This window comes from Massilia sp. IC2-278, from assembly GCF_020708045.1.
In the GTDB taxonomy this organism is placed as follows: Bacteria; Pseudomonadota; Gammaproteobacteria; order Burkholderiales; family Burkholderiaceae_D; genus Telluria.
Map to the genome: position 1 here is coordinate 131,494 of NZ_JAJFES010000009.1, position 13,078 is coordinate 144,571.

Below are 13,078 nucleotides of genomic sequence, written 5' to 3' on the forward strand. Positions count from 1 at the left end.
CACCATGAAAACGCAGTTCCCCAAGCAAGCACCCGGGCATGTGGCGCAGCCGCGCCTGGCCCCCACGCTCATTCACCTCGCCTGCCTGCTCGCCATCGGCGCCGGCAGCGCAGCCACTGCCTCGGCCGAGGAGGCCGCCATCCCGACGGTGCTGGTCACCGGCAGCAGCCAGGACGGCAAGCTGAAAGGCGACACCTCGACCGGCTCGAACCTGGGCCTCTCGCGCCTGGAAACGCCGGCCAGCGTCGACGTCATCACCCGCAAGCAGCTCGAGGAGCGCGGCGACGCCAACCTGGTTGAAGCGATCACGCGCGCGCCCGGCATCAGCAACATGGGCCACCCGGGCAACGGCAGTTCCTCGCTCAGCGCGCGCGGCTTCACCGACACCGTCTCGGTGCTGCGCCTGTACGACGGCATGCGCCAGTATGGCGGCGCCGGCATCACCTTCCCGTTCAGCACCTGGGCGGTCGAACGCATCGAGGTGCTGCGCGGTCCGGCCGCCGTGATCTACGGCGAAGGCGCGATCGGCGGCGTGGTCAACATCGTTCCCAAGGCGCCGACGCGCGGCGCGGTGCAGAACGAACTGCAGGCGGCGCTCGGCACCGAAGGCACGCGCCGGCTCGCCGTGGGCAGCGGCGGCGCCATCGGCGAACGCTGGTCCTACCGCCTCGACGCCAGCGGCGAGGAATCGAACGGCTGGGTCGAGCGCGGCGACTTTAGCAACCGCGCCTTTTCCGGCGCGCTGCGCTACGACGTGTCGCCCGAACTCGACGTGCGCCTGAGCCTGGCGCACGGCCGGCAAAAGCCGATGCGCTACTTCGGCACGCCGCTGGTGGACGGGCGCCAATTGGCGGCGCTGCGCGAAAAGAACTTCAACGTGGGCGACAGCCGCATCGCCTACAAGGACAGCTGGGCCGATCTGCTGGCGAACTGGCGCCCGAACGGCGGCGTGCTGGTGCGCACGCGCCTGTACCACGTGGACAGCGAGCGCCACTGGCGCAACGCCGAGGCCTATGTCTACAACCCGGCAAGCGGCCTGGTCGACCGCTCGGACAATACCGAGATCCTGCACGACCAGCGGCAGACCGGCATCACGACCGACGCCGCCTTCAAGGGCGCCTTGTTCGGCCTGGAGAACACGCTGTCGCTGGGCTTCGACATCAACCGCGCCGAGTTCACGCACACGAACAACACCTATGTCGGCTCCTCGGGTGCGGTCGATCCCTTCGATCCGGCGCCGGGTGTCTTCATCAGCGACGTGCCGACGATTCCGCGCTACCGCACCGAAGCGAAGCAGTATGCGCTGTTCATGGAAAACCGATTGGCCCTGACGCCGCAATGGTCGCTCGTCGGCGGGCTGCGCTACGACCATGCCGACGTCGAACGCCACAACCTGGTGGCGGGCAGCCTCGCCTTCGACAAGACCTTTGCGAACGTCGGCTGGCGCCTCGGCAGCGTGTACGCGCTGACGCCGGACCTCAGTGTATACGGCCAGCTATCGAAGGCGGCCGATCCGGTCAGCGCACTGTTCTTCCTGTCGCCGGCGAACAGCAATTTCAAGAATGCCACCGGGCGCGGGCTGGAAATCGGCGTCAAGCAGGCCTTCCCGGACAAGCGCGGCGAATGGACGCTGGCCGTGTACGACATCAACAAGGACAATCTGCTGACGCGCGACCCGGCCAACCCGGCGCAGAGCATCCAGGTAGGCGAGCGTTCCTCGCGCGGCATCGAGGGCACGCTGAACCTGAACCTGGCGCAGGGCTGGACCCTGGACGCCAACGCGGCCCTGCTGCGCGCGCGCTTCGACGACTTCCAGGAAGCTGCGGGCGGCGTGCTGGTGTCGCGCGCCGGCAAGCGCCCGCCGGACGTGCCGGAGCAGACCGCCAACCTCTGGCTGCACTGGGACTTCCAGCCCGGCTGGAGCGCCGGCGCCGGCCTGCGCCACGTGGGCGCGCGCTATGCCGACAACGCGAACACCCTGGAGATGGCCGCGTACACCACCACCGATTTGTCGCTGCGCTGGAAGGCGACCGCGCAGACCAGCCTCACGCTGCGCGGCTTCAACGTCTTCGACAAGCGCTACTACACCACCGCCTACTACACGCCGACGCAATGGCTGGTGGGGCCGGACCGCCGCGTCGAGCTGGTGCTCGACCACCGCTTCTGAGCGCGCCGTGGGCTTTGTAGCAAAAGCCAAGCGCATGACCTTCCTGGTCCATCGCTGGACCGGGGTCTTGACGTGCGTGTTGATGGCGCTGTGGTTCGTCAGCGGGATGGTGATGCTGTTCGTCGGCTACCCGAAGCTGACGCCCTGGGAGCGGATGGCCGGCCTGCCGGCCCTGCCGGCTTCCAGCTGCTGCGTCGACGTGGCGGCCGCGCTGGCGCAAAGCCGCGATGCCGCTGCCGTGAAAGGCATCGTGCTGACCTCGGTCGCCGGACGGCCGCATTATGTGCTGCAGGAGGGCGACGGCAGCCGGGTGGCGGTGAACGCCGTCGATGGCACGCGGCTGGCGGCCGGCCCTGGCCGCGCCGTGGAATCGGCGCGCGCCTTCCTGCACGGCGCGCCTGCCAGGTACATGGGCTTTGTCGATGAAGACCGCTGGACGCATTCGCGTTCGCTAGCGCCGCACCGGCCGCTGCACGTGGTCGAGATGAGCGACGCCGATGCCACGCGCCTCTACCTGTCGTCGGCAACCGGCCAGGTGGTGCTGGATGCGCCGCGTGCCGAGCGGCTGTGGAACTTCGTCGGCGCCTGGCTGCACTGGCTCTACATGTTCCGCAACCAGCCGCTTGATCCGGTATGGAGCTGGACGGTGATCGTGTTGTCCGGCATCGGCGTGGTGTCGGCCCTGGCCGGCGCGCTGAACGGCATCTGGCGCTGGCGCTTTGCGGGGACATATAAAAGCGGGTCGAAGTCGCCGTTTCGCGAGGATTACCTGCGCTGGCACCACATCCTCGGACTGTCGTTCGGCGCGCTGCTGCTGGCCTGGATCTTCAGCGGCCTGATGTCGATGAATCCGCTGGGCGTGTTCGACGCGAAGGGGCCGCGGCCGGACCTGGCGGCCTTCGAGGGCGGCAATGCGGCTTCGCTGCGCCTGCCCCTGCCGGCGTCGGAGGCGGTGGCGCTGCTGGCGGCGCAAGGCTTCCGGGCCAGCGAACTGGAATGGCGGGTGCTGGCTGGCCAGCCCTACATCCTGGCGCGCGACGGGCGGGCCCGGACCCGGCTGATCGTTTCCGAACACGGTGCGTATGCCGTGCGCGAGCGCTGGCCGGAACCGGTGCTGCTCAAGGCGGCGCGGCGTTTGCTGGCGCAGCCGATGGTGAGCAGCGAGACGCTGGCCGGCTACGACGCCTATTACTACCAGCGCCAGGAACAGTCGATGTACGGCGCCGACGACAAGCGCCTGCCGGTGCTGCGCGCCGTCTTCGACGACCCCGGCCGCACCTGGGTGCACCTGAACCCGTACACCGGCCAGGTCGAATCGAGCCTGGACAGTTCGGAGCGGGTCGGGCGCTGGCTGTTTAACTTCCTGCACAGCTGGGACTTGCCGGCCATGCTGGCTGCGGTGTGGTGGCGCGAGGCGGTGCTGATCCTGCTGTGCATTGGCGGCGTGCTGCTGAGCGTGACGGCGGTGGTGCTCGGCGTGCGCAGGGTGCGAAAATGGAGCGGAAAAATCACCGCACGGTAGGGTAAGCAGGGCCGCGCTAACCGTAGGGTGGGCACCCCGTGCCCACGCGGAAGCCCGCACATTGTTGGCCACGTTCGATGCGAGCACGTGGCCCAGACGTCGCGCTTCCAAATGATCATTGTTGGCGCCACATCTGCGCATCCGGTGCGGCTCTGTCATTAGCCAACACGACGCACCGTTCCGCGTGGGCACGGAGTGCCCACCCTACGACTGGATGCGACGATTAAACAACGGACGTCACGCGCCAGGCCTGGGCCCAATCCCCAGCGTCCCCGCAAAATGCGCAATCAAGGCCTGCACCTTCGGCACGTGCTGGCGTGTTCTCTGCCAGACCAGGTGCAGCGGCAGCCCGCGCGTGGCCAGCTGCGGCAGCACCTGCACCAGCCGCCCTTCGCGCAGCTGCCCTTCCACCAGCCAGGTCGCCAGCTGAGCTATCCCCAGGCCCGCCTCCACCGCCGCCACCTGCGCCTCGGCCTGGCCCAGCACGATCCGCCCTTCCACATGCTGGCGCGCCAGCGGCGCCTGGCCATCGTCGATCAGCCACGGGCTGGTACTGCCATCGGCGCGCCCATACAGCACCGCTGCGTGCCGCCACAGTTCATCCAGCGTTTGCGGCGCGCCATGCAGTGCGATATAAGCGGGCGATGCGCAGAACACCAGTTCCTCGTGCCCGAGATAACGGTAGTCGAGCGCCGCCGGCCAGATGTCGCCGCCGCCGATGCGCACCACCAGGTCCAGGCCATCCTCCACCGGGTCGACGAAGCGGTCGGTAAACGACACCTGCGGCATCACCTGCGGATAACGCCCGGCAAAGTCCAGCAAGGCGGGCAAGGCATGCATGCGGCCGTAGGTGGCGGGCAAATCGACCCGCAGCCGGCCGGACGGCTCGATCTCGTCGGCCGAGATGACGCGTTCGGCCGCCTCGAGTTCTTCCAGCACGCGCACGCACACCTTGTAGAACACCTCGCCGGAATCGGTCAATTCCAGGCGGCGCCGGCTGCGGTCGAACAGCGGCTGGCGCAGGCGCTCTTCCAGCCGCGCCACGGCCTTGCCGACCGCCGAGTTGGTGAGGTTCAGGCGCGCAGCCGCCGCCGTGAAGCTGCCGGCTTCGGCCACGGCGACAAAGGTCGCCAGGCCTTTCAGGCGTTCCGAAGGGGTCATTTTTCTTAGAGAATTTAATTCCATTTATATGGCGAATTTATATCTAACAGGAGAATTCTATTCTTGATTAGGATGCACGGTCTATTTCTGGAACCCTGCAATGACCACAACAACCATTTCCCCTTCCCTGCCCCGCTCGGGCGGCGCCGCGATTCCTATCCTGGCCGTCGCCGCCTTTGTGATCGTGACGACGGAATTTTTGATCGTCGGCCTGCTGCCGGCGCTCGCGCGCGAACTCGGCATGGCCGTCTCCACCGCCGGTCAGCTGGTAACGATGTTCGCCGTCGTCGTCATGATGTGCGGCCCCTTCCTCACCGCCTGGCTCGCCAACGTCGACCGCAAGCGCCTGTTCGTGGCGATCCTGGTCCTGTTCGCCGCATCGAACGGCCTGGCGGCGCTGGCACCGAACATCTGGGTACTGGCCATCGCGCGCCTGCTGCCGGCGCTGGCGCTGCCGGTGTTCTGGGGCACCGCCAGCGAAACGGCCGCGCAGATCGCCGGGCCGGAACGCGGCGGCAAGGCCGTGGCGACCGTCTACCTCGGTATCTCGGCCGCCATGCTGTTCGGCATTCCACTCGGCACCCTGGCCTCGAACGCCATCGGCTGGCGCGGCGCCTTTGCTCTGCTGGCCGTGCTGTCGCTGGTAATCGCGGTGTTGATCCAGGTCAGCATGCCGGCCGTGCGCGCCGCCGGCAAGGTGGCCATCGGCGAACAGGCGGCGATCCTGAAAAGCCCCTTCTTCCTGGCGAACGTCGCCTTGTCGGTGCTGGTGTTCACCGCCATGTTCGCGGGCTACACCTACCTGGCCGAGACCCTGGAAAAGTCGGCCGGCATCGCGCCGGGCCAGGTGGGCTGGTGGCTGATGGGCTTTGGCGCGGTCGGGCTGTTCGGCAACTGGCTGGGCGGGCGCTGGGTGGACGGCAAGCCGCTCGCCACCACCGCCCTGTTCAGCGCCCTGCTGGCGCTGGGCATGGCGGCAAGCATAGCGCTGGCCGGCGCGCGGCTGTGGTTCGCTCTGGCGCTGGCCCTGTGGGGGATTGCGAATACGGCGCTGTACCCGATCTGCCAGATCCGCGTGATGAAGGCAGCCGAAAAGGCGCAGGCGCTGGCCGGGACGATCAATGTGTCGGCGGCGAATGGCGGGATTGCGTTCGGGGCCATGATCGGGGGCCTGAGCGTGTCGCACTGGGGTGCGGGCGCCGTCGGCTATGTGTCGGCGGGGATCGCGCTGCTGGCTGTCGTGGGCAGTGCGCTGGTGGCGAAGCTCAGGTCCGCCTGACCGGCTGGGCAGCCTGGCGGTTCATGGTTTGATCCCGAGCGCCGCCAGGCGCGCCTCACTTTCGCGCGCATCGAGATCGGCCTGGCGCTGCTCGCGCGCATCCTTGCGGCGCATGTAGAGGGCGTTCATGGCGAAGGTGAGGACGGCAGTGCCGATGCCGACGGCCACGCCGACATCGGTGAGTGTCAGCGATGCACAGACTGCGCTGATGGCGCCGGCATAGCTGCTGAATTCCGGTACGGTGATCTTGCTCATTGTGTGCCTTTCCATCGGGCAGTGACGACAGCGCCCGGAAGCGGCCCTGCCCAGCGCCGGCAGTGGCCAGATCAATCAACGACGGCGCGCGTGGGCGATGTATTTCAGTAAAAATCGTCCCGCTTTTGTGCTCGCTCAAACGCCTTCTGTGGATGTATATTAGTCTGACTAATCAAAACGGTCAACAGTCTGACTAATTATCTTGTTTAGTAGTCAGACTAATCGTAGAATGGAATTTTCACCACGAGTACCGCGCATGCCTGCCCTACCACTCACCCCAGCGCAGCTCGACGACGCTGCCCGCCTGAAGCAGCGCTTCGTCGAATGGCAGAAGCGCCAGAAGGACGCCGGCCAGCCTGCCTCGCAAGAGGCGGCCGGTGAACTGCTGGGCTTCAACCAGAGCGCGCTCAGCCAGTATCTGAACGGACGCATTCCCCTGAACGTCGGCGCCGCTACCCGGTTCGCCTCGGTCATGGGCTGCACTGTGGCGGACTTCAGCCCCCGTTTGCAGGAGCAGCTAAGCGATTACGTGTCGGCTGCCATGCCGGATGGCGTGGCGGCGAACGATGGCGTGCTGGCCAGGGCCAGGCGCGTGCTTCCCTGGGAAGACTCGGACACGGTCGGGGTCCGGCTGGTCACCCTGAAACTGCGCGCCGGCGTTACGCGTTTCGGCACCGAGCCTGTGGTCGAGGACAGCGGCAGCATCAGGATTCCACGCGCAGACATCGAGCGTGGCAAGCTCAATCCGGACAAGCTGATCGCGATCCAGGTGCGCGGCCAGAGCATGGAACCGCTGATGTTCGAGGATGACGTAATCGTGATCGATCCGACCGACAAGAAACTGGTCAATCGGGAGCTGTACGCATTGAATTTCGATGGCGATTGCTGCGTGAAGCAGATGGTCAAGCGCAATGGTGAGTGGTATCTGCATTCGGTGAACCCGGATTTCGGACCGGTGAATGCGCGTAGCGGAGAGTTCAGCGTGATCGGGCGGGTGGTGTATCAGCCGGGGCGGTCGCTGAGGGGGCGGCTGTAAATCGTGTTCGCCGCCAGGGTACGTCTATGGCACCAGTCCTGCCTCTCTACTTTCTGTTCACAATAACAGCAACCGAGATGCTCGCCAGCGCAATCATGACGGTCATGACCAGCGGTGCCAGCCTGAACTCTGGCGCTGGAGGCGACATCAGCAATGCCAAATACCACGGGGAGTAAATGTCAGGGAACATACTGCGCGCCGGTGTCACCAAAGGCGTGAAGATGGCCATCGTCCACACAAACACGATGCCTGCAACTGTACCGGGCGCATGACTTTTCAGCAGGTGGCGCGTCAGGAGAAACACAAACAGCATGCCGATTGGCGCCGCGTAGAATTGATAAAGCAGGAAGATCATCAACAACATAGTGGTGACAATTTCCATTGCTGTTCTCCGAAATACGCTTTGACGAACACAATAGTAAATACAGCGCCTGCAGAGGTCAAACTGCTGGGGCTAACATTCAGAAACGATAGAGTCGAACAAGATATAGCGAGGCTATGCCACAAATAAAAAGGCCTCCATCGCTGGAGGCCTCATGAATCCTTGGCGGAGAGAGGGGGATTCGAACCCCCGATAGGCTATGAACCTATACACGCTTTCCAGGCGTGCGACTTAAACCACTCATCCATCTCTCCTGATGGGTTCCGCGCATGCGTTCACGCGAAGCCGCCTATTATAACAAGGTTTCTCGGCTGTACAAGAGCATCTTGGCAAGCGTCGCGCCGCGAGCTGGCTCTGCCAGGTCCGCACCGCCAGCCGATCCCCGCGGCTGTCAACGTATTCCCTTCCCTGCCGTTGATGCAGGAGTGCCGTCTGCCGGCAGACGGCGACACACCAGGAGAACACCATGGAAATGAAGAACATTAACGCCGGCAAGCTGCGCGCCATCGGCTACGACGCCCGCGAGCGCACGCTGCGCGTGGAATTCGACGACGGCAGCGCCATCGACTATGCCGCCGTCGGCACCGAAGTCTGGCGCAAGCTCTCCACCTCGGGCTCGCCCTGGAGCTATTACCGCGACAATATCGAAGAAGAATTCACGGGCCGCCGCGGCCGCGCCGCCGTGTCGACCGACAAGAAAACCCTCGACCGCGAGGCCCTGATGAAAGCCTTCGGCGGCGAGCCGGACGGCGCCTGAGACAGCAAATAAGCAACAAATAAGACAGCACATGAAACAACGCCGCCCTGTCGAAACAGGGCGGCGCCGGCACGCTTCGATTCAGGCGCCCCAGCCGGGCGCCCGTCACATCAGGACGCTTCCTTCAACTGCTCCAGGATCGCCGGATTCTCCAGCGTCGACACGTCCTGGGTAATGGTCTCGCCCTTGGCCAGCACGCGCAGCAGGCGGCGCATGATCTTGCCGGAGCGCGTCTTCGGCAGATTGTCGCCAAAGCGGATCTCCTTCGGCTTGGCGATCGGGCCGATCTCCTTGCCGACCCAGGTACGCAGCTCAGCCGCCAGCTTCTTCGCTTCCTCGCCCGTCGGCCGCGCCTGCTTCAGCACGACGAACGCGCAGATCGATTCGCCCGTGGTGTCGTCCGGCTTGCCAACCACGGCCGCCTCGGCCACGATCGGATTGGCCACCAGCGCCGATTCGATTTCCATCGTACCCATGCGGTGCCCGGACACGTTCAGCACGTCGTCGATACGTCCGGTAATCGTGAAGTAGGCCGTGTCCTTGTTGCGGATCGCGCCATCGCCGGCCAGGTAATACTTGCCGCCCAGTTCCTCAGGGAAGTAGCTGGTGCGGAAGCGGTCCGGGTTATTCCAGATGGTGCGGATCATCGACGGCCACGGACGTTTTACCACCAGAATACCGCCCTGCCCGTTCGCCACATCCGCCCCCGATTCGTCGACGATCGCCGCCATGATGCCCGGCAGCGGCAGCGTGCACGAGCCCGGCACCATCGGCGTCGCGCCCGGCAGCGGCGTGATCATGTGGCCGCCGGTTTCGGTCTGCCAGAAGGTGTCGACGATCGGGCAGCGTTCCCCACCCACATTCTTGTAGTACCACATCCAGGCTTCCGGATTGATCGGCTCGCCCACGGAACCCAGCAGGCGCAGCGAGGACAGGTCGTAGTTCTTCGGGTGGACTTTTTCGTCCACATCCGAAGCTTTAATAAGCGAGCGGATCGCCGTCGGCGCGGTGTAGAAGATCGACACCTTGTGCTTGGCGATGGTTTCCCAGAAGCGCCCGGCGTTCGGGTAAGTCGGCACGCCTTCGAACACGACCTGCGTGCCGCCCACGGCCAGCGGGCCATAGGCGATGTAGCTGTGGCCGGTCACCCAGCCGATGTCGGCGGTGCACCAGAACACGTCCTGCGGCTTGATGTCGAACGACCATTTCATGGTCAGCGCGGCCCACAGCAGATAGCCGCCGGTCGAGTGCTGCACGCCTTTCGGGGTGCCGGTCGAGCCCGAGGTGTAGAGGATGAACAGCGGGTGCTCGGCATCCACCCATTCCGGTTCGCATTCGGCGGACTGGCCTTCGACCAGCTCGGACAGCGCCATGTCGCGCCCCTCGACCCAGGCGATATTGCCGCCGGTGCGTTTGTAGACGATCACGTCTTTTACCGACTCGCAGCCGCCCAGCGCCAGCGCTTCGTCGACGATGGCTTTCAGGGGCAGTGCCTTGCCGCCGCGCTGCTGCTCGTCGGCGGTGATGATGGCCACGGCGCCGGCGTCGATGATGCGTTCCTGCAACGACTTGGCCGAGAAGCCGCCGAACACCACCGAGTGGGTAGCGCCGATGCGCGCGCAGGCCTGCATCGCGGCCACGCCTTCGATCGACATCGACATGTAGATGATGACGCGGTCGCCTTTCTTGATACCGCGGCTCTTCAGGCCGTTGGCGAACTTGCAGACGCGCTCGTGCAGCTCGCGGTAGGTGGCCCGGGTGACGCTGCCGTCGTCGGCCTCGAAGATGATGGCGGCCTTGTCGGCATTCCCGTTCGTCAGGTTGCGGTCGAGGCAGTTGTACGATGCGTTCAGCTGGCCATCCTTGAACCACTTGTAGAAAGGCGCATCCGATTCGTCGAGCGTGCTGGTGAAGTCCTGGTGCCAGTCGAGGTGCTCGCGCGCCAGGCGCGCCCAGAAGCCTTCGTAGTCGCTTTCGGCTTCCGCGCACAGTTTGTTGTAGGCGTCCATGCCCGAAATGGCGGCATTGGCGGCGAACCCGGCTGGCGGCGGAAACACGCGGTGTTCCTGCAAGCCATGGTTTTCCTGATTGGTCTCGTTCTCGGCCATGCTAGTCTCCATGTAGTAGTTTTGCCAGACACCATAGGCGCGCTCGCTTACTGAACGCTTACGAGCCGCGCCATCCCTTATGCGTGTGATTCTACCAACCATCGGGCAAACCGATGCGGTCTGCTGCAACGCGGCAGGAGAGGTGTAAAATGATGGGCTGAATGTTGACGGAACCCTGGAGCCGTACCCGATGTCGCAAAACCCACCTCCCCTCGAACAACGCAAGCTCACTCCCCTCAATAACCTGATTTTCGCCAGCCGCTGGCTGCAGTTGCCGCTCTACCTGGGCCTGATCCTGGCGCAGTGCGTCTACGTGTTCCATTTCTGGGTCGAGCTGAAGGACCTGATCGGCGCCGCCTTCGGCAACGTCGAATCGCTGAACCACATCCTCGACGTCGTTACTGTGCCGGGCTCGGTACGTCCGAACAAGCTGACCGAAACCACCATCATGCTGGTGGTGCTGGGCCTGATCGACGTGGTCATGATCTCGAACCTGTTGATCATGGTGATCGTCGGCGGCTACGAAACCTTTGTCTCGCGCATGCACCTCGAAGGCCACCCGGACCAGCCGGAATGGCTGTCGCACGTGAACGCCTCGGTGCTGAAGACCAAGCTGGCGATGGCCATCATCGGCATCTCCTCGATCCACCTGCTGAAGACCTTCATCAATGCGGGCGCCTACGACCCCAAGGTACTGATTGCCCAGACCACGATCCATTGCGCCTTCCTGGTCTCGGCCCTGGCCATTTCCTGGACCGACCGCATCACCACCACCACGCACCACCAGCCAAAGCACCACTAACATCACAAGAGAATTGTCATGACAGTCATCAAACAGGAAGACCTGATCGAATCGGTCGCCGCTGCGCTCCAGTACATCAGCTATTACCACCCGGCTGACTACATCCAGCACCTGGCGCGCGCCTATGAAGCCGAGCAAAGCCCGGCAGCGAAAGACGCGATCGCGCAGATCCTGACCAACTCGCGCATGTGCGCCGAAGGCAAGCGTCCGATCTGCCAGGACACCGGCATCGTCAACGTCTTCCTGAAGGTCGGCATGAACGTGCGCTTCGAAGGCTTCGGCAGCGGCTCGATCACCGACGCCGTCAACGAAGGCGTGCGCCGCGCGTACAACTTCCCTGACAACAAGCTGCGCGCCTCGATCGTCGCCGACCCGCACTTCGAGCGCAAGAACACCAAGGACAACACCCCGGCCGTGGTCCACATGGAGCTGGTCCCGGGCGACACGGTCGACGTGAAGGTCGCGGCCAAGGGCGGCGGCTCGGAAAACAAGACCAAGTTCGTGATGCTGAACCCGTCCGACTCGCTGGTCGACTGGGTCCTGAAGACGGTGCCGCTGATGGGCGCCGGCTGGTGCCCGCCGGGCATGCTCGGCATCGGTATCGGCGGCTCGGCCGAAAAGGCCATGCTGATGGCGAAAGAGTCGCTGATGGAAGACATCGACATGTACGAGCTCAAGCAGCGCGGCCCGCAAAACAAGCTGGAAGAACTGCGTATCGAACTGTGCGACAAGATCAACGCGCTCGGCATCGGCGCCCAGGGCCTGGGCGGCCTGACCACCGTGCTCGACGTGAAGATCAGCATGTACCCGACCCACGCGGCTTCCAAGCCGGTGGCGATGATCCCGAACTGCGCCGCTACCCGCCACGCCCACTTCGTGCTCGACGGCTCCGGTCCTTCGTACATCGAACCGCCTGCGCTGTCGACCTGGCCTGAAGTGCACTGGACCCCGGACACCCAGAAATCGAAGCGCGTCGACCTCGACACGCTGACCAAGGAAGAAGTCGCGTCCTGGCAGCCGGGCCAGACCCTGCTCCTGAACGGCAAGATGCTGACCGGCCGCGATGCCGCTCACAAGCGCATCCAGGACATGCTGGCCAAGGGCGAGCAGCTGCCGGTGGACTTCACCAACCGCGTGATCTACTACGTCGGTCCGGTCGATCCGGTGGGCGATGAAGTCGTCGGCCCGGCAGGCCCGACCACCGCGACCCGCATGGACAAGTTCACCGACATGATGCTGGAGAAGACCGGCCTGATCTCGATGATCGGCAAGGCCGAGCGCGGCCCAATCGCGATCGAGTCGATCCAGAAGCACAAGTCGGCCTACCTGATGGCGGTCGGCGGCTCGGCCTACCTGGTCTCGAAGGCCATTAAGTCGGCCAAGGTCATCGGCTTCGAAGACCTGGGCATGGAAGCGATCTACGAGTTCGAGGTGCAGGACATGCCGGTGACGGTGGCCGTCGATTCGACCGGCACCTCGGTGCACAACACCGGTCCGAAGGAATGGGCAGCGAAGATTGAATCGCTGAAGAACATCCCTGTCACGGTAGCGTAAGACGCAGGGTGGACGGCCATGGCGTCCACGCGTTCAACTGCCGTTCGCGTGGACA

At 64.7% G+C, this 13,078-nt stretch carries 11 protein-coding genes and 1 tRNA gene; 7 read left to right on the forward strand and 5 right to left on the reverse strand.

Annotated elements, in window-relative coordinates; genetic code table 11:
- Nucleotides 1-4: 4 nt before the first annotated feature.
- Nucleotides 5-2,167 (forward strand): TonB-dependent siderophore receptor, encoded by a 2,163-nt coding sequence (locus LK540_RS17125; protein ID WP_229438514.1) that lies wholly within the window; start codon nucleotides 5-7, stop codon nucleotides 2,165-2,167.
- 7 nt (nucleotides 2,168-2,174) lie between these two features.
- Nucleotides 2,175-3,689 carry a PepSY domain-containing protein gene (locus LK540_RS17130; RefSeq protein ID WP_229438515.1) on the forward strand — a complete coding sequence of 505 codons (1,515 nt, stop codon included), beginning with the start codon at nucleotides 2,175-2,177 and terminating at the stop codon, nucleotides 3,687-3,689.
- A gap of 237 nt (nucleotides 3,690-3,926) precedes the next feature.
- Here LK540_RS17130 and LK540_RS17135 read toward each other — a convergent pair whose 3' ends face one another.
- Complete coding sequence (locus LK540_RS17135) at nucleotides 3,927-4,850, reverse strand: LysR family transcriptional regulator (protein ID WP_229438516.1); 924 nt, start codon at nucleotides 4,848-4,850, stop codon at nucleotides 3,927-3,929.
- Nucleotides 4,851-4,950: 100 nt separating this feature from the next.
- On the opposite strand from LK540_RS17135, the gene LK540_RS17140 reads away from it, so the two are divergent.
- Nucleotides 4,951-6,129 carry an MFS transporter gene (locus LK540_RS17140; RefSeq protein WP_229438517.1) on the forward strand — a complete coding sequence of 393 codons (1,179 nt, stop codon included), beginning with the start codon at nucleotides 4,951-4,953 and terminating at the stop codon, nucleotides 6,127-6,129.
- A gap of 21 nt (nucleotides 6,130-6,150) precedes the next feature.
- Here LK540_RS17140 and LK540_RS17145 read toward each other — a convergent pair whose 3' ends face one another.
- The gene (locus tag LK540_RS17145; protein WP_229438518.1) at nucleotides 6,151-6,384 is read right to left on the reverse strand and encodes a phage holin family protein; all 234 of its coding nucleotides are present in this window, start codon (nucleotides 6,382-6,384) and stop codon (nucleotides 6,151-6,153) included.
- Between the two features lie 256 nt (nucleotides 6,385-6,640).
- On the opposite strand from LK540_RS17145, the gene LK540_RS17150 reads away from it, so the two are divergent.
- Nucleotides 6,641-7,420 (forward strand): XRE family transcriptional regulator, encoded by a 780-nt coding sequence (locus LK540_RS17150; protein ID WP_229438519.1) that lies wholly within the window; start codon nucleotides 6,641-6,643, stop codon nucleotides 7,418-7,420.
- Between the two features lie 46 nt (nucleotides 7,421-7,466).
- Here the strand turns inward: LK540_RS17150 and LK540_RS17155 are convergent, their stop codons facing one another.
- Together LK540_RS17155 and LK540_RS17160 are read right to left on the reverse strand one after the other, a co-directional pair.
- Nucleotides 7,467-7,802 carry a hypothetical protein gene (locus LK540_RS17155; RefSeq protein WP_229438520.1) on the reverse strand — a complete coding sequence of 112 codons (336 nt, stop codon included), beginning with the start codon at nucleotides 7,800-7,802 and terminating at the stop codon, nucleotides 7,467-7,469.
- Nucleotides 7,803-7,965: 163 nt separating this feature from the next.
- Nucleotides 7,966-8,056: transfer RNA gene (locus LK540_RS17160), tRNA-Ser, on the reverse strand.
- A gap of 212 nt (nucleotides 8,057-8,268) precedes the next feature.
- On the opposite strand from LK540_RS17160, the gene LK540_RS17165 reads away from it, so the two are divergent.
- Nucleotides 8,269-8,559 carry a KTSC domain-containing protein gene (locus tag LK540_RS17165; protein ID WP_229438521.1) on the forward strand — a complete coding sequence of 97 codons (291 nt, stop codon included), beginning with the start codon at nucleotides 8,269-8,271 and terminating at the stop codon, nucleotides 8,557-8,559.
- A gap of 110 nt (nucleotides 8,560-8,669) precedes the next feature.
- On the opposite strand, the gene acs is transcribed toward LK540_RS17165, so the two are convergent.
- On the reverse strand, nucleotides 8,670-10,667 hold the full coding sequence (gene acs / locus LK540_RS17170) for an acetate--CoA ligase (protein ID WP_229438522.1): 1,998 nt from the start codon (nucleotides 10,665-10,667) through the stop codon (nucleotides 8,670-8,672).
- Between the two features lie 190 nt (nucleotides 10,668-10,857).
- On the opposite strand from acs, the gene LK540_RS17175 reads away from it, so the two are divergent.
- The gene (locus LK540_RS17175) at nucleotides 10,858-11,469 is read left to right on the forward strand and encodes a TIGR00645 family protein (protein ID WP_229438523.1); all 612 of its coding nucleotides are present in this window, start codon (nucleotides 10,858-10,860) and stop codon (nucleotides 11,467-11,469) included.
- A gap of 18 nt (nucleotides 11,470-11,487) precedes the next feature.
- Nucleotides 11,488-13,023 (forward strand): fumarate hydratase, encoded by a 1,536-nt coding sequence (locus tag LK540_RS17180; protein ID WP_229438524.1) that lies wholly within the window; start codon nucleotides 11,488-11,490, stop codon nucleotides 13,021-13,023.
- The last annotated feature ends 55 nt before the right edge of the window (nucleotides 13,024-13,078 follow it).